General features: G+C 63.1%; 17 protein-coding genes. 14 read left to right on the forward strand and 3 right to left on the reverse strand.

The window, feature by feature from the left end:
- Positions 1–36 precede the first annotated feature (36 nt).
- The 11 genes from NBH21_RS02295 to NBH21_RS02345 all read left to right on the forward strand — a co-directional run bounded on the left by NBH21_RS02295 (position 37) and on the right by NBH21_RS02345 (position 9,360).
- Entirely contained in the window at positions 37–525 is a 489-nt protein-coding gene (locus NBH21_RS02295) for a hypothetical protein (RefSeq protein ID WP_250912338.1), read from the forward strand.
- A 256-nt stretch (positions 526–781) separates the two neighbouring features.
- Positions 782–3,169 (forward strand): putative monovalent cation/H+ antiporter subunit A, encoded by a 2,388-nt coding sequence (locus NBH21_RS02300; RefSeq protein WP_250912339.1) that lies wholly within the window; start codon positions 782–784, stop codon positions 3,167–3,169.
- Positions 3,166–3,585, forward strand: coding sequence for a Na+/H+ antiporter subunit B (locus NBH21_RS02305; RefSeq protein WP_250912340.1), 420 nt, complete (start codon positions 3,166–3,168; stop codon positions 3,583–3,585). Before NBH21_RS02300 ends, NBH21_RS02305 begins: the two co-directional genes overlap by 4 nt.
- The gene (locus tag NBH21_RS02310; RefSeq protein WP_250912341.1) at positions 3,585–3,962 is read left to right on the forward strand and encodes a Na+/H+ antiporter subunit C; all 378 of its coding nucleotides are present in this window, start codon (positions 3,585–3,587) and stop codon (positions 3,960–3,962) included. The genes NBH21_RS02305 and NBH21_RS02310 overlap by 1 nt, the downstream gene beginning before the upstream one ends.
- Positions 3,963–4,281: 319 nt before the next feature.
- A complete protein-coding gene (locus tag NBH21_RS02315; protein WP_250912342.1) occupies positions 4,282–5,859 on the forward strand; it encodes a Na+/H+ antiporter subunit D in 1,578 nt (525 codons plus the stop codon).
- On the forward strand, positions 5,856–6,329 hold the full coding sequence (locus NBH21_RS02320; RefSeq protein ID WP_250912343.1) for a Na+/H+ antiporter subunit E: 474 nt from the start codon (positions 5,856–5,858) through the stop codon (positions 6,327–6,329). The genes NBH21_RS02315 and NBH21_RS02320 overlap by 4 nt, the downstream gene beginning before the upstream one ends.
- Entirely contained in the window at positions 6,326–6,733 is a 408-nt protein-coding gene (locus NBH21_RS02325; protein WP_250912344.1) for a cation:proton antiporter, read from the forward strand. The genes NBH21_RS02320 and NBH21_RS02325 overlap by 4 nt, the downstream gene beginning before the upstream one ends.
- Complete coding sequence (gene mnhG, locus NBH21_RS02330) at positions 6,730–7,068, forward strand: monovalent cation/H(+) antiporter subunit G (RefSeq protein WP_250912345.1); 339 nt, start codon at positions 6,730–6,732, stop codon at positions 7,066–7,068. Before NBH21_RS02325 ends, mnhG begins: the two co-directional genes overlap by 4 nt.
- A gap of 438 nt (positions 7,069–7,506) precedes the next feature.
- Positions 7,507–7,935 carry a Ros/MucR family transcriptional regulator gene (locus NBH21_RS02335; RefSeq protein WP_250912346.1) on the forward strand — a complete coding sequence of 143 codons (429 nt, stop codon included), beginning with the start codon at positions 7,507–7,509 and terminating at the stop codon, positions 7,933–7,935.
- A 199-nt stretch (positions 7,936–8,134) separates the two neighbouring features.
- The gene (locus NBH21_RS02340) at positions 8,135–8,512 is read left to right on the forward strand and encodes a helix-turn-helix domain-containing protein (RefSeq protein ID WP_250912347.1); all 378 of its coding nucleotides are present in this window, start codon (positions 8,135–8,137) and stop codon (positions 8,510–8,512) included.
- Positions 8,509–9,360: a DUF6456 domain-containing protein gene (locus tag NBH21_RS02345; RefSeq protein ID WP_250912348.1), complete on the forward strand. Its 852-nt coding sequence runs from the start codon at positions 8,509–8,511 to the stop codon at positions 9,358–9,360. The genes NBH21_RS02340 and NBH21_RS02345 overlap by 4 nt, the downstream gene beginning before the upstream one ends.
- Before the next feature lie 86 nt (positions 9,361–9,446).
- Here the strand turns inward: NBH21_RS02345 and NBH21_RS02350 are convergent, their stop codons facing one another.
- Entirely contained in the window at positions 9,447–9,881 is a 435-nt protein-coding gene (locus NBH21_RS02350) for a SufE family protein (RefSeq protein WP_250912349.1), read from the reverse strand.
- Positions 9,882–10,231: 350 nt separating this feature from the next.
- Complete coding sequence (locus NBH21_RS02355) at positions 10,232–10,705, reverse strand: DUF5330 domain-containing protein (RefSeq protein ID WP_250912350.1); 474 nt, start codon at positions 10,703–10,705, stop codon at positions 10,232–10,234.
- A gap of 450 nt (positions 10,706–11,155) precedes the next feature.
- On the opposite strand from NBH21_RS02355, the gene NBH21_RS02360 reads away from it, so the two are divergent.
- The 3 genes from NBH21_RS02360 to NBH21_RS02370 all read left to right on the forward strand — a co-directional run bounded on the left by NBH21_RS02360 (position 11,156) and on the right by NBH21_RS02370 (position 15,347).
- Positions 11,156–12,706: a sensor histidine kinase gene (locus NBH21_RS02360; RefSeq protein WP_250912351.1), complete on the forward strand. Its 1,551-nt coding sequence runs from the start codon at positions 11,156–11,158 to the stop codon at positions 12,704–12,706.
- Complete coding sequence (locus NBH21_RS02365; RefSeq protein ID WP_425340368.1) at positions 12,678–13,772, forward strand: peptidoglycan-binding domain-containing protein; 1,095 nt, start codon at positions 12,678–12,680, stop codon at positions 13,770–13,772. The genes NBH21_RS02360 and NBH21_RS02365 overlap by 29 nt, the downstream gene beginning before the upstream one ends.
- Before the next feature lie 126 nt (positions 13,773–13,898).
- The gene (locus tag NBH21_RS02370) at positions 13,899–15,347 is read left to right on the forward strand and encodes a methyl-accepting chemotaxis protein (protein ID WP_250912353.1); all 1,449 of its coding nucleotides are present in this window, start codon (positions 13,899–13,901) and stop codon (positions 15,345–15,347) included.
- Positions 15,348–15,614: 267 nt separating this feature from the next.
- Here the strand turns inward: NBH21_RS02370 and atzF are convergent, their stop codons facing one another.
- Positions 15,615–17,420: an allophanate hydrolase gene (gene atzF / locus NBH21_RS02375; protein ID WP_250912354.1), complete on the reverse strand. Its 1,806-nt coding sequence runs from the start codon at positions 17,418–17,420 to the stop codon at positions 15,615–15,617.
- Positions 17,421–17,423 lie beyond the last annotated feature (3 nt).

Consider the following 17,423-nt stretch of genomic DNA (forward strand, 5'->3'; position numbering starts at 1 on the left):
TAATCGCTGTTTCGAAACCAATGAAAGGATCTCTGCATGTTCGGTATCTCCCCGCTCGGCTGGTTGCACACACTCGGCAGCCTGCCCGCAATCCCTGTCGCCTTCTATATGTTCGCCCGTCACGGGCGCATCGTGCCCCGGTCCATCCCCGGCGGCGTCTATTTCGTCTCCATGCTGATCGGCTCCGCCACGGTGTTTCTCGTCGCCCACCAGCCGGTCAGCTACGTCATCGGCCTCATCACCGCCTTGCTGGTGCTTGCCGGCTACGGAGTGGGGCTGCTGCCGGCTTCTCCGCGCTTGGCGCGCTATGTCGAGACCGTCTGTCTGAGCCTCTCCGCCTTTTTCCTGATGGTGCCCACGGTGAGCGAAACCCTGCGGCGGGTGCCTGACGGGCATCCCTTCGTGACCGCGCTCGATGCGCCGCTTCTCCTCGGTTTCCAGGCCGGCTTGCTCGTCCTTCTCGTGATCGGCCTCTCGGCGCAGATAATTCACCTGCGGCGAAAGGGGACGGCTTTTCGCGGCTGAGGCGGCGCAGTCCGGACGGCGCGAGGCTCAGCCGAGGAGCGAGCCGGACAGCGGCGGCGGGGCGCCATTCGCGGCACCCCCGCCATGCCGGGCATGGTCCGCCGTCGCGTGCGTTCAAATAATCTTGAAGGCCTTGTCCGTCGGTTTTTTCCTGTCTTTTTCCGAACTTGCTTGAGGCTCTCGGCCATTTATCCTAACAACGGACGCATCGAAGATGTCGGGGGATCGGGCTGCGGGAAGCGGCAGGGGAGTATTGATGACAGGAGACGGGGCTGCCCTGACCTTTCTTGCCATGGCCCTGCCGTTTGTGGCTGCGCTTCTTGCCCCGCTTGTCGTGCGCCGACTGGGTGTGTATGCCGCGTGGCTCATCGCGCTCGCTCCGCTGGCCGTCTTTGTCCATCTCCTCGGCTTTCTGCCGGAGATCGCCAGGGGCGAGGTCGTCACCGGCGGCTATGCCTGGGTGCCGAGCCTGAACCTCAGCTTCTCCTGGTTTCTGGACGGCCTGTCGCTCGTCTTCGCATTGCTGATAACCGGCATCGGAACCCTGATCGTTTTCTATGCCGGCGGCTATATGAAAGGCCATCCGCAGCAGGGACGCTTCTTCTCCTTCATCCTCATGTTCATGGGCGCCATGCTCGGCGTCGTGATGTCGGACAGCTTCCTGATGCTCTTCGTCTTCTGGGAGCTGACCTCGATCACCTCTTTCCTGTTGATCGGCTTCGATCATCAGCGGGAGGCCTCGCGCCGCGCGGCGCTGCAGGCCCTGGTGGTGACGGGCGGCGGCGGGCTTGCTCTGCTGGCCGGCCTGATCTTCATCTGGAATATCACCGGCGTCACTCAGCTCTCGCTTCTCGTTCACACCGGCGATCTCCTGCGCGCAAGCCCGTTTTATGTCACCGCACTTTTCCTCGTGCTCGGCGGCGCCTTCACCAAGTCCGCCCAGTTTCCCTTCCACTTCTGGCTGCCCAACGCCATGGAAGCGCCGACGCCGGTTTCGGCATACCTGCATTCGGCCACCATGGTGAAGGCCGGCGTCTATCTGCTGATGCGGCTCAATCCGGTGATGGGCGCCACACCCGCCTGGGAGATCCTGCTGCCGTTCTTCGGCGGCATCACGCTTCTCGTTGGCGCGCTGCTCGCCATCCGCCAGACGGACCTCAAGCTGATGCTCGCCTATACCACGGTCGCCTCGCTTGGCCTGCTGGTCATGCTGACAGGCTTCGGCGCGCCCTATGCGGTTGAGGCGGCGGTCCTCTATCTTGTGGCGCATTCGCTGTTCAAGGGCGCTCTCTTCATGGTCGCTGGCATCATCGACCACGAGACCGGCACCCGTGACGTGACGAAGCTCGGCGGCCTGCGCGCCGCCATGCCGGTCACCTTCGCCGCAGCCTTGCTTGCCGCCATCTCGATGGCCGGCCTGCCGCCCTTCTTCGGCTTTCTCGCCAAGGAAGAGATCTATGCGGCTCTTGCGGGTTCCGGCCTGCGCCCCATCGTCTTCACGCTGGCCGCCATCATCGGCAACGCGCTGATGTTCGCGATTGCCTTCGCCGTCGCGCTGAAGCCCTTCATCGGGCAGAAGGTCGAGACGCCGAAACGGCCGCATGAGGGACCTATCCTCCTGTGGCTCGGCCCGCTCGTTCTGGCGCTTGGCGGTCTCGCTGCGGCCGTCTTCTCGGGAGCGTGGCACCGGGCGGTTTCCTCGCCCATGGCCAGTGCCGTTTCCGGCGTGACGAAGAGCGTCACCATCGGCCTTGTACCGCATATCGGGCTGCCGCTGGCGCTCTCCGGCATCACTGTCATCCTCGGCGTCCTCGTCTATCTCGGCCTTTCCCGTGCCCGTCAGGCTATGGCGCACCTGCTCGACATTCTCGGTCCCGGCCCGGATCGCGGCTTCGACGCCTTCATTCGCGGTCTCGTGCGCTTCGCCTTCACTGTGACGCGGGTTATCCAGAACGGGCGGCTCGATGTCTATATCACCTTCACCTTCACGCTTCTTGCGCTGGTGCTGCTGGTTCCGCTCTTCGCCTTCGACGAACTGCCGGCGATGCCCGCTTGGCCTGGGGACGTGCACTTTCTCGAATTCGCCCTTTTCGCCATCGCCATCATCGGCCTCGTCGCCGTGCTGCGCTCGAAGGACCGGCTGACGGCCATCGTCTCGCTCGGCATTCAGGGCTTTGCCGTTGCCGTCATCTACCTGCTGTTCGGCGCGCCCGACCTGTCGTTCACCCAGTTCATGGTGGAGACGCTGTCGGTGGTCATTCTCGCGCTGGTCATGACCCGGTTGAGGCTGTCGCCCGCCGATCACCGCACCCTGATCGAGCGTGTTGTCGATGGCGGCATTGCCATTGCCTGCGGCCTCGGCCTCTCGCTGCTGCTCCTGAAGGCCACCCAGGTGCAATTCGACACCACGCTCACCGATTTCTTCAACGCCTATTCGAAGGTGATCGCCCACGGCGCCAATGTCGTGAACGTCATCATCGTCGATTTTCGTGGCACGGATACGCTCGGTGAAATCTCGGTGGTGATGATTACCGGCCTCGCCATCCTCGCGCTGATCCGCATCCGGGTGACGCCGGTCGCTGCCGGACAGAAATCGGTTGCCGCCATCGAGGCTGAAAATGCCGGCAGGGAGAAGACGCCATGAATACGGTCATCTTCCGGGTTCTCGCCCCGTTCATCACCGCGCTGATGCTGATGTTTTCGGTCTTCGTGCTGCTTCGCGGCCATAATGAGCCGGGCGGCGGTTTCATCGGCGGGCTGATCGCGGCTTCCGCCTTCGCCATCTATGGCATCGCCTTCGGCGTGCAGGCGGTGAACCGGGCGCTTCGGTTCCACCCGCTGGCGATTGCGGGCGCAGGGCTTATGCTCTCGACGCTTTCCGGCCTCGTCTCAGCAGCCTTCGGCGTGCCCTTCATGACCGGGCTGTGGGTTTACCCTGAAGTCCTCGGGGTCGAGGTTCCGCTCGCCACCGTGATGTCCTTCGATGTCGGCGTCTATCTCGTGGTTGTCGGTGCGATCACCTCGATTGCGCTGGCATTGGAAGAAAGGGGCCTCGACTGATGGAAGTCCTGCTTTGCGGCCTCGTCGGCATCTTTTTTGCCGCCGCATTCTATCTGATGATGTCGAAGCGTGTCGTGCGCATCCTGCTCGGCATCGCCATCCTCGGCAATGCGGTCAACCTCCTGCTGTTCACCACCGGCCGGCTGACCCGCGAGGTGCCGCCGATCATCCCGGCCGGTGCCGATACGCTTTCCGCCAATGCCGCCAACCCGCTGCCGCAGGCCCTCATCCTGACGGCGATCGTCATTTCCTTCTCCTTCTTCTGTTTCCTGCTGGTGCTCGCCTATCGCGCCTATCAGGACCTCGGAACGGATGATATCGACGACATGCGCGCCGCCGAACCGAAGGCCGAGCCTTTGCCGCCGCTGGGGTATTGATGATGGGTCTTGTTAAGATGCTCCCTCGCTCGGCTGAAGGCCGGTACTCGTTAGCTATCCCTCGGTCCTCGGCCACCTCCCTCTGCTCTGCCGGCGCCCGTCGCCGCAATCGATTCACTGGATCGATTGCTCCGCTTCGCGGATCGCTCCTCACCCCCCACAAGGGGGGAGACCACCGTGCGGCTTGTGTCGCGTCTTTTGGCCTCCCAGTCACGAAGTGGCCCACCCTGAATCCAGGAACCGTGGGCAAAGCGGCACCTCACCGTTTCTCCCCCCTTGTGGGGGAGATGCCCGGCAGGCCAGAGGGGGAACCCCTCTGATGGCATCCTCCCCCGTCGATCTCTCCCGCGCGCTCGTGATGGAGCCGACCGCGGCAGGTGACTGGCTGGTCATCCTGCCGGTGGCGCTCTGCCTGTTCTGCGGCGCGGTGCTCCTGATGATGCGCCATTCGATCCGGCTGCATCCATACGTCGCCATTCCCGGCCTCGTCGGGCTGGTGCTCACCGATTCGGCGCTTCTGGCGCGGGTCGTGTCGGAAGGGCCTGTGACGATGATGATGGGCCGATGGTTGCCGCCCTTCGGCATCGCCTTCACGGTCGATCTGACCGGCGCGCTTCTGGCGTTTGCGGCGGCGCTGGCAGCGCTTGCCGGCGGCGTCTATGCCATGAAGGATATCGGCTCGAGCGGCCGCCGCTACGGCTTCTATCCCTTCCTGATGGTAATGATGGCCGGCGTCTCCGGCGCCTTCCTGACGGGCGACATCTTCAATCTCTATGTCTGGTTCGAGGTGCTGCTGATCTCGTCCTTCGGCCTGCTGATCTTGGGTTCCGAGCGGGAACAGATCGACGGGGCGCTGAAATATGCGGTGCTGAACCTCATCGCCACCACGCTCTTCCTCATTTCCGTCGGCTATCTCTACGCGGTGTTCGGCACGCTCAACATGGCCGACATCGCCGCCAAGGCCGATGAACTCAGGGGAACGGCACCGCTGATGACGCTGGCGGGTCTCTTCCTGCTGGCCTTCGGCATGAAGGCGGCGGCCTTCCCGGTGAATTTCTGGCTGCCGGCTTCCTATCACACGCCCCGCATCGTGGTCTCGGCGCTGTTTGCCGGCCTGCTCACCAAGGTTGGCGTCTACGCATTGTTCCGGGTCATGGTCATGCTGCTGCCGGTCGAGCGGGAGGCGCTCAGCCTCGTCATCGCGGTAGCCGCATCGCTCACCATGGTCCTTGGCGCGCTCGGCGCGCTGGCGCAATCGGATATCCGCCGCCTTCTCGGTTTCGTCGTCATTGCCGGCATCGGCAACATGCTGGCCGGTATCGCCATCGGCGGCGAGGCGGGGCTTGCCGCAGCCATCGCCTATGCGCTGCATTCGATCGTGCTGATGACCGCGCTCTATCTCCAGGCCGGCGTGGCCGCCCGCCTTGGCGGCTCCTATCGGCTGGAAAAGCTTGCCGGTCTCTGGGCCGCCGCCCCCCTGTTCGGCGGCCTGTCGCTTGCCCTGTTCTTTGCGGGGAGCGGCCTGCCGCCCTTTTCCGGCTTCTGGCCCAAGGCCATGCTGGTCAAGGCGTCGCTCGATATCGGCGCATGGTGGCTGGCAGGCGCGGTGCTGGTGTCCGGCTTCATCACCACCATCGCCTTCGGCCGACTGTTCCTGCTCGCCTACTGGCGGCCCGCGCTTGTCGGAGAGGGAAAGGGCGCAACCCCGGCCGCCGTGCTTGCCGCGCAGAAGGGCGGCCTTGCCGAAATCCTGCCCATCGCGGCGCTTGCCGCCCTTGTCGTCGGCTTCGGACTTTTCCCGGAAAAGCTTGTCGCGATCAGCCAGGATGCATCGATCGGCCTCGGCAATCCTTCCGCCTATTATGACTCGGTGTTTCCGTCAGGAGGTGCCCGATGATCTTTTATGCGCTTGCCCTCCCGATGGCGATCGTCTGGCTGGCGATCACCGGTAGCGCCTCGCTGCACAACCTGTTTCTTGGCCTTGTGGTATCGGTGCTGTCGCTCCGCCTCATTCGCGAACAGACCGTGACGAAGGGCTATCCGGTGCGTCCGCTGCGCGTGGCGCTGCTCGTCGGCCTCTTCTTCGTCGAACTGGCGAAATCCGCCTTCAAGGTGGCGGTACTGGTGGTAAAGCCGAAGATAGAGATAAAGCCGGGCATCTTCGCCTATCCCCTGACGGTGAAAGGTGATTTCGAAATCGCCCTGCTCGCCAATCTCATCACGCTGACGCCGGGCACGCTGTCCGTCGATGTCTCCGAAGACCGCAAGACACTCTATGTGCACGCGCTCGATTGTTCCGATGTCGCGGGGGCAAGACGCGACATTGCCGAAGGTTTCGAGCGCCGGATCAGGGAGGCCTTTGAATGATCGCACCCGACACAATCATTCCGCTCGCCTGTAATTTCGCGCTGGTCGTGCTCGGCGTCTCGCTGCTGCTGACGGTCTACCGGGTGGTGAGAGGCCCGACCCTGCCGGACAGGGTGCTGGCGCTCGACATGCTGGTCGGCATCGCCATCGGTCTCATCGCCGTCATCTCGATCCGCACCGGCTATACGCTCTATGTCGACATCGCCATTTCGCTCGGCCTTGTCGGCTTCCTTGCCACGGTCGCCTTCGCCCGCTTCATCCTCGCACGCGGCATCAGGGGAGAGCGTCCGGCCGAGGATGGCCCGGTGCTGTTGCTGGAGATCGGCGGGGATGCGAAGGCTGCCCGAAAGGGCGCAGGTCCGGCCGATGCCGCGAACGATCCGTCCGGGAAAGGTATGAAATGATGGCGACCGTTCTTTCCATTCTGACCTCGATGCTTATCGTTCTGGGCTCTCTCTTCGCGCTCGTTGCGGCCATCGGAATCAACCGGCTCCCCGATCTCTACACCCGCATGCATTCGGCCTCGAAGGCCGGTACTGTAGGTTCCGGCTTGCTTTTACTTGCGCTTGGTATTTATTCTGGCGATATCGCCGTTTTCAGCCGAGCTCTTGCTGGTTTTTTCTTCTTCATACTGACTGCGCCGCTGTCGGCCCATCTGCTTGCGCGGGCAGCCCATCAGATGGGATACAGCTTATCCACCGTTTCCGTCGTGGATGAATTGAAGAACAAGAACCGTTAAGTACAGGTCTCTTAAGTACCTTGATATTCAGGATGTTTCACTGTTTGTGCTCTGTCAGTGCGTGCATGCTTCGGATTGTCTGAAATAAAAGGTATGTGGGCTCCCCATAATTGGTGAAAAATATTAAGTGGACTTTTTCTGGGATGGTGATAATCGAATTAGTCAAGCACAGATCTTGAGAACTTGGCTGTTGCAACGGAAAATTCATCCGGCCTTTGTTGTATTCAAAAGTACTACACTTGGAGGAATTTCGCGTCGTTGTGAAGACAGGTGCGGGATCAGGCAGGATATGTCCGCTGTGTCGGTCTGGAGTCTAGGGGTGGATTCCATGTCGGAAACGACAGGGCCTTCACGGAAGTCATCGCCTGTTTTGCTTAAGGAGTGGCGTCGGTCTTTCGGCAGGCGCCTGGCAAGCATTCTTTGAACAGGAGAACCTAAATGACTGAAACTGCATATGGCCAGGGACATGATCTGTTGGTGGAGCTGACCGCTGACATCGTGGCGGCCTATGTCAGCAACCACGTGGTGCCGGTCGCAGACATCGCCAATCTGATTTCCGACGTCCATTCGGCCCTGAGCAACACGTCTTCGCCGGCGCCCGTCGTTTCGGTCGTCGAGAAGCAGAAGCCGGCTGTCGCCGTGCGCAAGTCTGTGCAGGACGACCAGATCATCTGCTTGGAATGTGGCGGTGCCTTCAAGTCGCTGAAGCGGCATCTGATGACCCACCACAGCCTCGGCCCGGAAGAATACCGCGAAAAGTGGGATCTGCCGGTCGATTACCCGATGGTTGCGCCCGCCTATGCCGAGGCCCGTTCGCGCCTCGCCAAGGAAATGGGACTGGGCCAGCGTCGCAAGCGCGGCAAGTGAGCCGCACGCTCCAAGATAGAAAAACCGGGCGATGCCCGGTTTTTTTATGTCTGGAATGAGGAAATTAATCCCATAAGAAAACTGAGGGAAAATGAAAGACTGAGTGAAATCAGCGAATTTCGTTGCGCCTGACACTTTTTCCATCCCCGGTTTTCATTGTTGGTGTATGAATAAATTCCTACAATTTAGGAGTATTCATATGACGCCAGATATTGCCCTGCCTCCTCCTGTTCCCGATCCGGTGAAAGTCACGGCCGACCGCCGTATCCTCTGCATGATCGTCCGGCAGATGACCTCCGAAATGCTGACGATGACAGGTGACGGTTCCGCCAAGTCGCGCGGCGATCGCCGTCGCATGGTTTGCCATGTCCGTCAGATCGCCATGTATGTCTGCCACGTCGCGCTCCAGATGCCGCTGTCGGAGATCGGAGATGCCTTCGGGCGCGACCGCACGACAGTCGCCCATTCCTGCCATGTGGTGGAAGACCGGCGCGACGATCCGGGTTTCGATGCCTTCGTCGCAAGCGTCGAGCGACTTGCGGAAACGTTGCTTCTTCTGCCGGGGAGCCGTCCATGAGAACGTCATCCTCCGCACCCCTGCAGGCTCAGCGCAACCCGGGCGTCGAGATCGAAGCCGCTACTCGGCGTCCGCTCCTGCGTCTCTTGCGGGCGGCACTGAAGGCACCCTTGACCATAACCGGAATGGAGGGAGCGGCCGCACTCCTGAACGCGGGAGATGGCGCAACGCTTCAGGCCCCGGTCGCCGTGCTGCGTCATGCGGTGTCTTCGGGTCTGCTGTCGCGTGAGGGCAACCGTCTCATGGCTTGCGAGGGCACGCGCACCTGGCTGCACCGCGCCATGGCCGATGACGGCGACGATGCCTTCACCGACCAGCATCGCGACATCGTCATGGGAACGGTGGAGGTCGCGCAGGTGCGCACGACCGTCCGGCGCAACATGGCGGAGTCGCCCCTTTCTGCCCTCTCGCGATTGAAGGAAAAGTCGGGGGAGGCCTATCTTGGCGAAGAGGCGCTTGCCGCAGGCGATCGCTTCGCGGCCGACTTTGAGCGCGCCGGCCTGCAGCCGCGCATCACCGCCTCCTGGGAACCAAGGCTTGCCGGCAGGCTGCGCGGCCAGCCTTCAGCCGCCGGTGACCTCACGGATTCAGCTCTGGGGGCGCGCGACCGCCTGAATGCGGCCATCGAGGCGGTGGGACCGGAGCTTTCCGGTGTCGTGCTCGATGTCTGCTGCTTCATGAAGGGGCTGGAAACCGTCGAGCGGGAAAGACAGTGGCCGGCGCGCTCGGCCAAGCTGATGCTGCGCACCGGGCTGATGGCGCTCGCCCGCCACTATGCTCCGCTCGCGCGACAAAGCCGTCGCGAGCATCGCTGGGGTGCGGAGGATTACCGCCCGGAACTCGGGTGAGCATCGGACAAGCATCGCAACGACGCCAGAGACCGGTATAAAGTCATCCTACGGGGTGCTGTCATCGATCCTTGGTATAAGGACGGTCAGGATGTTGCGGAGGAAGCTACCAGCTGGCGGGCGGCTTCCTCGCGGATCCGCTGGATCATCGAGCGCAGCCCGTTGGCGCGCTGGGCCGAGAGATGTTCGATCAGGCCGATCTGGGAGAAAAGGTCGATGGCGTCGAGCTTGACGATCTCGGAAGCGTGCTTGCCGGAATAGGCTGCAAGCACGATTGCCACGAGCCCCCGCACGATATGCGCGTCGCTGTCGCCGGAGAAATCGATGACCGGATTGTCGCCTTCATGCACATGGGTGGAAAGCCAGACCTGGCTCGCGCAGCCCTTCACCTTGTTCTCGGCCGTCTTCTCGGCCTCCGGCAGATCCGGCAACGCCTTCCCGAGTTCTATGACATAGCGATAGCGATCCTCCCAGTCGTCGAGATAGGCAAAATCGTCGATCATCTGCTGCAATGTCGTCATGGCGTCGGAAGTCCTTGCTGTTCCCCTTGGATATAGGCGATCCCGGGCAAAGATGGAACAGTTCTAAGCATGTCGCGCAAAAGTGTGTGCGGTTTTGCGGTCACGACATGCGGGAAGGAAGCCATGTCGCGCAAAAGTGTGTGCGGTTTTGCGGTCACGACATGTGCCTTAAAAAGAAAAATGCCGCGCGGGGTTTTCTCCGCGCGGCCCGGCAATATGGCCGTAAGTTCCTGTGGGACAGGCAGACAGGCACCCGAACCGGTCCGCAAGGCGGAATCGGTTCCGATGCAAGAGGCTGGCAGGGGCGCGTGACCGGACCCCGAAGACAAGGCTTAGACTTGAGGGAAGGCTCAGAGTTTCGGCGGGGTGTAGGGTTTCGGGCCGTTGCCGTTCTTCGGGCGCGGCTCCGGGGTCACCGTGCCGGTGATGATTTCGGAAATCGTGGCAGGCTCGGCGGCAGGCTTGGTTTCGGCGGCGGCAATCGCCGGCTTCACGGTTGCCGGCTTCATCGGCATGTCCGGAGCGGCGGTCTCGGCCTTGCCGTCGTCGGCAAACTGGCTGTCGAGGATCTGGTAGGCGACATAGGCGCCTTCGCGGGCCCGGTGGCCGAGTGCGGTCAGCGTCTCGGCACCTTTTTCGCAAACGTCGGGCTTCTCGCTGCAAATGGCGGAAATGTATTGATAGGCGTCGGTCGCGACGGTGATTGCGTCGCCGAGCGCGAACTTCGGGCCGGCCGTTTCATCTGTTTCGGGCTGGGTACCGAAATACGACAGCGCGACCAGCACCATCGAAAACCAGAACGTTCCCTTGATCAGAAACCACATCGTCTTCACCAATCCCGTGTTGCCGGTCGTGCCCGGCCTGCGCCGGGTTGTTTCCCGGTCGTCTGGAACAAAGGTATCGGCGGGGTGCAAAGATCGCTTTTCAAAACTTCCTCGGATTCGCGCCAAATTCGATTAAAAGTTGAACGATCTGCCTTTGAGGGGCATTTGCTGAGAAGTTTAGCGGTCGACGTTAAGCATAACTATGGCGGAGGCCCGGCAATCCACCGGCTTTGCCGCGACGGCGCTGCCACAAAAGTTAACGTGGTGGAGAAATATGAGACAATTCCGTCGCTTACGTCCCGTTAACCACGATTTTGAAAGCTTCGTCGATTTGTCTCGATATGGATCAGAGGAGCCGTCTGAGGGGTGTTGAAAGGGTCCACCTTATCTTTTCTTTAAGCGCGCACGGCCTATGTTCGGCTCACGAAATGAGTCGTTTCGCGAGTATGTATGGTGTCGGTATTGCGTAACATTGCGGGTAGGACGGAGGCGATCGTCGATCGTACGGCCGGCAACTGCCTGTCGTGGAGCGCCAATGGCGATCCGGCCGTTTCAGGCGAAGTCGTGCTCGTCCGCCGCCTTGCCGCGGGCTTTGTTGTTCCGCTCGTTGCGGTGCCGTTCATTCTCTCTTTCATTCTCGGACCGGCCACCGCCCTGCCGCTTGGCGTAACGCTGGTGATTGCCGCTTTCCTCGTTTCCTGCGTGCTTATGGTTGCCGGCCATCGCCAGGGGGCCGCCGAGCGCGCGAAGGAAGAAGAGGAACGCCCCGCCGATCTGTCCGTCGATTTCTGCCCCGGTCTGGTGCTGGGTCTCGATGCGGCCGGTATCGTCCGCACGACTGGCGGCCGCGATCGTGACTGGTACCTTTCCTTCCTGCGTGATCCCTTCGGTCGCGCCTTCGTCGAGCAGATCCATGTCTCCGACCGCCTCGCCTTTGTCCAGTCGATGGATGAACTGCGTCAGGGCGTGGATGCGGTCGTCATCGACCTCAGGCTTGAGCGTCCGGCCCTCGGCTTCGCCCATGCCCAGTTCATGCATGTGCGTCTGGATATGTCGGCCGAGCGTTCGCTCGACGGTTCGCTCCGCGCGATCCATGCCCAGATGCTCGACATCGCCGGTGAAATGCAGATCCGTGACATGGCTTCCCGCCGGGAAGACGAGGCCGCCGCCGCCCATGAGGCGAAGTCGCGCTTCCTCGCTGCCGTCAGCCACGAACTGCGCACGCCGCTCAACGCCATCCTCGGCTTCTCGGACATTCTCGCCGGCGAGTATTTCGGCAAGCTCGAAAACGACCGTCAGCGCGAATATGTACAGCTGATCCGCCAGTCGGGCGCTCATCTCCTGTCGGTGGTCAATGCCATGCTCGACATGAGCAAGATCGAGGCCGGCCGCTACGAACTGCTGATGGAAACCTTCCCGATCGCCGAAGCGGTCGCCGAATGCGAAAAGATGCTGTCGCTGCAGGCCGCCAGCAAGGGCGTCTCGCTGACGAGCCGTCTGCCGCGCGGTCTTGGCGAGGTCGTGGCCGATGGTCGCGCCATCCGTCAGGTCTTGATCAATCTCGTCGGCAATGCGATCAAGTTTACGGAAGCGGGCGGCGCCGTCATTATCGACGCGACGCGCGAAGGTTCGCAGCTCAAGATCGTCGTCAGCGACACCGGCATCGGCATCGCGCCCGAGAAAATGGCGCTGGTCGGCAAGCCTTTCACGCAGATCCACGATGGTCTGAACCGCAACCACGAGGGATCGGGCCTCGGCCTGTCGCTGGTAAAGGGTCTGACGGCCCTCCATGGCGGCACCTTCGGTATGGAAAGCCGTCCGGGCGAGGGCACGGTGGTCACCGTGACGCTGCCGGCCGATGGTTCCGGTGCGGCAGCCGTGCTGGCTGCCGAAGACAATACGGTCGAGTTTCCGCCGCGGCTGAAGCCGCTGGAAATGCAGGTCCGCGAATTGGGCAGGAAAGAAACTGTGCATGACGAAGCGAAAGCGAAAATCGCCTGAAAGGAAGCCGGCATCACGGATGTCCGGCTTGCTTTCTGCGGGGTTTGCCGCGCTTGCGCGCGGTGCGTCCCGCCATCCACGCCTGATCGGCGGGGTGGCGACCTTTGCCGTTGCCTTCGGTTTCGTCGCGGCCAATGCGCTCTGGTACCAGCCGGGCCGCCATCCGTCGCCGATCTTCCGCACCCGCGACGCCGCCGATTTCAATGCGCTTGCCGGCGTCGCCCGCAATCCCATGCAGGAGCAGGACCCGGGCAATACGACAACGTTCAGGATCGAGCGAGCGCCGGTCGATGGCGAGCAGCAGCCGGCCGATGCCGCGCCCGTCCAGCAGGCCCAGGCACCACTGCCGAGCGGCGATCTCGATGGCGACGGCGTGAGCGAGCTTGCGGTCGCGGTGCAGACCGAGCTTTCCCGCCGGGGCCTGTATGCCGGCGACCCCGATGGTGTGATCGGGCCGCAGACCGAAGCGGCCATTTCGTTATTCCAGAAGTCCGTCGGCATGGAGCCGAGCGGCCTCGTCAGCAACGAGCTTCTGGCCGCGCTCAGGGTCGATAACAGCGCCACTGCCGCCGTGCCGAAACAACGCCCGCCCGCCGATGTCTCGTCCTCGCAGGCGACGAAGGACCCGGTCGCCGCCGCCATCCGCAGCGCCGAGAAGGTTGTCACCACTGCGCCGACCCGTCCGGCAGCGAAACCCGAAACGGCACGGGCGGTCCAGCCGAAGCCCGTCCAGCCCAGGCCGGCACCGCTAAAGCCGGCCCCGCTCAATCCGGCCCCGCTCAATCCGGAAAGCCCGACCCCGCCTGCCGCCATTCCGGCATCCGCCGATGCCAACGACGCCGAAGCGCTGCCCGCGGCGCTCACCGATGCGCCGGATCCCGGCCTCGTCATGGAAATTCAGCGTGGCCTTTCCAACATCGCCTACACCGATGTCAGCATCGACGGCGTGGCCGGCGATCAGACCCGCGCCGCGATCCGCCGTTTCCAGCGCCATTATCGCCTGCCGGAAAACGGCGAGCCAAGCATCGCCGTGCTGAAAAAGCTCAAGGATATCGGGGCGCTCTGAACGCGACCTTCGTAGGCCGGAACAGCCGACTGTCGCGCTTTGGTTGTAGCCGGGGCGTCCCTGCACATCTTTGCAAATCCTTAACCGACGCCGCCGATACTACCTGCGGGTTGGAGGACACGCCGCATGAACGCCGTGGAAAGATTGTTGCCGGAGGAGGAGCATTCCCCGACCGGCTCGCCCCTTGTCGATGCCGAGACGCTACGCGGCATCATCGGAAAACTGGCTCACGAGGCCTCGACGCTCGGCGTCGATCTGGTCGATATCGCCGGCGCCATCCAGGATGTCGCGGCGATGTCGAAACGCCACTCCAGCACGTTCAATACGGTGACCAGCACGGCGCTTGCCATTGCCGAAACCAACAAGGATGTCGCCCAGTCGCTTCGTTCGACCGATGAGACGGCGGCGGGCGCTCGTCAAATGCTGGGCGAGTCCGCGAGCCGCCTTGCCGGCGCCGTCGACAAGATCGACCGCATGGTCGCGGCCTCGAAGGAGATCTCCGGCGAAATCGGCGCCTTCGCCGTGTCGCTTTCCAATGTCGACAAGGTTGCCGAGGAGATCGGCTCGATCGCCCGCCAGACCAATCTTCTGGCCCTGAACGCGGCCATCGAGGCGGCTCGTGCCGGCGAGGCCGGCAAGGGCTTCGCCGTGGTCGCGGCCGAAATCCGCGCGCTGTCGCTGCAGACCTCGCAGGCGACGGGGTCGATCCAGTCGATCCTGAGCGAGATCCGCAACAAGATTACCAAGCTTTCCGAGGCGGGCAGGGGTGCGAGTGAGAGCGCGCTCGGCGTGCGCGATACCTCCCAAGCGATGAACCAGTCCTTCGGCGCGATGGAAGAGGTCATCACCCGCATCCTCGATGGCTCCTCGGTCATGGCAAGAACCACTGAGACGGTCGAGCGGCAGTGCGCCGATTTCGTCCGCACGCTCGGCGGCATGGCGTCGGAGGTCCAGCATTCAGACGCCGCCCTGCAGAATGCCGCGGTCCGCGTGGACAAGGTGGTCAATCTTTCCGAGACCCTGATCCAGCTCACCGCCAGCGCCGGCATCGAGACGGAAGACAGCCACTGGATCGAGACGGCCCGCGATGTCGCCGCCGCGATTTCCGCTGCTTTCCAACACGGCGTCGATAGTGGCCGCATCGGAATGGCCGCGCTGTTCGATCAGAACTATCGGCCGATAGCAGGCAGCGATCCGGTGCAGATGCTGGCCGCCTTCACCGATTTCACCGATCAGGTCCTGCCCGCCATCATCGAACCGGTGCTTGCGCTCTCCGACCGCATCGGTTTCTGCGCGGCGGTGGATACCAATGGCTACCTGCCGACCCATAACCGGAAATTCTCCCAACCCCAGCGCCCCGGCGATCCCGTGTGGAACACCGCCAACTGCCGCAATCGCCGCATTTTCAACGACCGCGTCGGCCTCGCCGCCGGCCGCTCGACGGCCCCCTTCCTCGTCCAGACCTACCGCCGCGATATGGGCGGTGGCAATTTCGTGGTGATGAAGGACATCTCCGCCCCGATCATGGTTTCCGGCCGCCACTGGGGCGGGTTGCGGCTGGCGATCCGGGTTTAGGGGATTTGTGGCACGGTGCCGGCATTAGACGAGATGCATCGACGGTTCGGGGTCCCCCCTCTGCCTGCCGGCCATCTCCCCCACAAGGCGGGAGAGTGGATAGCTGATATCGCTCGCTTCCTCTCAAACGCCAACGTTCTCAGATCCTTGGTGAGAGACGTAGGCCTCTCTGCGGGTCTCCCCCCTTGTGGGGGAGATGGCCGGCAGGCCAGAGGGGGTAACGCCCAAGTCTGGTTCGAATCCAGCTGACTTAGACAGATACCCCACCTAAGCCGCCAGGCTCCGCATATACGCCCGCCAGCCGCCATGGGCGGTGATGTTTTCCGAGCCGGCGAGCGCCACCGGCTCCACGAGGAAGCCCTTGGCCGTGGTGCCGTCTGCAAGCTCGATTGTGCCGATGCCAAGAGGGGCGGGGATGGCGGCGACGAAGCGTCCGAAGGCGTCCGGCGTCAGTTGCCAGACCTCCACGTCGATCATGCTGCAATCACTGCCCGAGGAGCGCACGAGCCCCGGCTTCGGCGGCTTTGTGCCGGCAAGGGCGTAAAGCTCATAGGATCTGGCCGTCTGGGTCGCGCGGGAGAAGGCGGCACCGAGGTTCTTGAGTTCGCCGTTGAGCGGCATGCCCGAGAGATGCGCGCCGACAACCACCAGTTCGATCAGTTCCTCCGAGAGCGAGGAGAAGGCAGCAGACGCGCGCTCCGGCTGCGGCCAGCCGGTGGCGCCGAGCGTCAGCCCGGTCCTTGCGTGCAGGTCGGCGGCAAGCGATGCCGTCAGCCCGTCCTTGCCGGCGGGGGCGAGCAAGGTGACGCTCGCCGGCAGGCCGTCGCCGCGGGTTCCGGTCGGCACGGCGATGCCGCACATGTCGATGAGGTTGACGAAGTTGGTATAGGTGCCGAGCCGTGAGTTCTCGCGGATCGGCTCCGCTTCGAGGGCGGCGCGGGTGTAGTGGGTAGGCGCGGTCGGTACGCAGAACAGGTCGACCGATGCGATGACAGGCTGAAGCTTCCGCTTGTAGGCCTGTAGCTGGTAGAAACCGTTGAAGGCATCCGCTGCCGAAAGCGTCTTTGCCCCGCCATAGATCTTGCGGGTCACGGGGTGGAAGCTTTCCTCATGGGCGTCGAAGAAGTCCTTCACTGCCGCATAGCGCTCCGCCACCCACGCGCCTTCATAGAGCAGGTTGGCGACGGAGTAGAAATCGCCAAACGGGATCTCGACGATCCGGTGGCCCATGGCCGAGAGGTTGGCCAGCGCCTCCTCATAGGCCTCTCGCATCAGCATATCGCCGAAGAATTGCCTGTCTTCAGGAGCCGGAACGCCGATCGTCAGAACCGGTGGTGTCGCGCCATAGCTTGCCGGGGCGAAGGCGCGGGAATAGGCGTCCGTCTCGTCGGGCTTTGCTGCGACGTCGAACACCCGCCACGCATCGTCCACCGTCAGCGCGAAGACCGAAACGCAGTCGAGCGTGCGGCAGGCGGGAATGACGCCGGTCGTCGAAAGCGCTCCGACGCTTGGCTTCAGGCCGACGATGTTGTTGAGGCCTGCCGGAATGCGGCCGGAACCCGCGGTGTCGGTGCCGAGCGCAAAGGAGACGATGCCGCGCGCCGTCGCCACCGCAGAACCGGAGCTGGAACCGCCCGGCACCAGCGCCGGATCGATGGCGTTGCGCGGGATCGGATAGGGACTGCGCACGCCGACGAGGCCGGTTGCGAACTGGTCGAGATTGGTCTTGCCGATGACGATTGCGCCGGCGGATTTCAGCAGCGCCACGACGGTCGCATCTTTCTCCGGCGTGTAGGCATAATCCGGGCAGGCGGCGGTAGTCGGCATGCTCGCGACGTCGATATTGTCCTTCACCGCGAAAGGGATGCCCCAGAGCGGCTTGGCGACGGGATCGAACGCGCCGAGTTTCGCCGCTTCCGCAGTCAGCGTTTCGCGGCTGGCAAGATGGATGAAGATGCCGGGATCGTCAGCCGCGGCAAGGCGGGCGAGCGCGGTGTCGATCATCGCTTCCGGGGTCCAGCCGGCGGCATAGGCCGCGTGCAGCGAGGCGATGTCGAATGCCTGTTCAGTCATGTC

Source organism: Ciceribacter sichuanensis (assembly GCF_024055605.1).
In the GTDB taxonomy this organism is placed as follows: Bacteria; Pseudomonadota; Alphaproteobacteria; order Rhizobiales; family Rhizobiaceae; genus Allorhizobium; species Allorhizobium sichuanense.

Coding starts and splice junctions, on each gene's coding strand:
- NBH21_RS02295 (WP_250912338.1), top strand. CDS start 37: ATGTTCGGTATCTCCCCGCTCGGCTGGTTGCACACACTCGGCAGCCTG.
- NBH21_RS02300 (WP_250912339.1), top strand. CDS start 782: ATGACAGGAGACGGGGCTGCCCTGACCTTTCTTGCCATGGCCCTGCCG.
- NBH21_RS02305 (WP_250912340.1), top strand. CDS start 3,166: ATGAATACGGTCATCTTCCGGGTTCTCGCCCCGTTCATCACCGCGCTG.
- NBH21_RS02310 (WP_250912341.1), top strand. CDS start 3,585: ATGGAAGTCCTGCTTTGCGGCCTCGTCGGCATCTTTTTTGCCGCCGCA.
- NBH21_RS02315 (WP_250912342.1), top strand. CDS start 4,282: ATGGCATCCTCCCCCGTCGATCTCTCCCGCGCGCTCGTGATGGAGCCG.
- NBH21_RS02320 (WP_250912343.1), top strand. CDS start 5,856: ATGATCTTTTATGCGCTTGCCCTCCCGATGGCGATCGTCTGGCTGGCG.
- NBH21_RS02325 (WP_250912344.1), top strand. CDS start 6,326: ATGATCGCACCCGACACAATCATTCCGCTCGCCTGTAATTTCGCGCTG.
- mnhG (WP_250912345.1), top strand. CDS start 6,730: ATGATGGCGACCGTTCTTTCCATTCTGACCTCGATGCTTATCGTTCTG.
- NBH21_RS02335 (WP_250912346.1), top strand. CDS start 7,507: ATGACTGAAACTGCATATGGCCAGGGACATGATCTGTTGGTGGAGCTG.
- NBH21_RS02340 (WP_250912347.1), top strand. CDS start 8,135: ATGACGCCAGATATTGCCCTGCCTCCTCCTGTTCCCGATCCGGTGAAA.
- NBH21_RS02345 (WP_250912348.1), top strand. CDS start 8,509: ATGAGAACGTCATCCTCCGCACCCCTGCAGGCTCAGCGCAACCCGGGC.
- NBH21_RS02350 (WP_250912349.1), bottom strand. CDS start 9,881: ATGACGACATTGCAGCAGATGATCGACGATTTTGCCTATCTCGACGAC.
- NBH21_RS02355 (WP_250912350.1), bottom strand. CDS start 10,705: ATGTGGTTTCTGATCAAGGGAACGTTCTGGTTTTCGATGGTGCTGGTC.
- NBH21_RS02360 (WP_250912351.1), top strand. CDS start 11,156: ATGGTGTCGGTATTGCGTAACATTGCGGGTAGGACGGAGGCGATCGTC.
- NBH21_RS02365 (WP_425340368.1), top strand. CDS start 12,678: ATGACGAAGCGAAAGCGAAAATCGCCTGAAAGGAAGCCGGCATCACGG.
- NBH21_RS02370 (WP_250912353.1), top strand. CDS start 13,899: ATGAACGCCGTGGAAAGATTGTTGCCGGAGGAGGAGCATTCCCCGACC.
- atzF (WP_250912354.1), bottom strand. CDS start 17,420: ATGACTGAACAGGCATTCGACATCGCCTCGCTGCACGCGGCCTATGCC.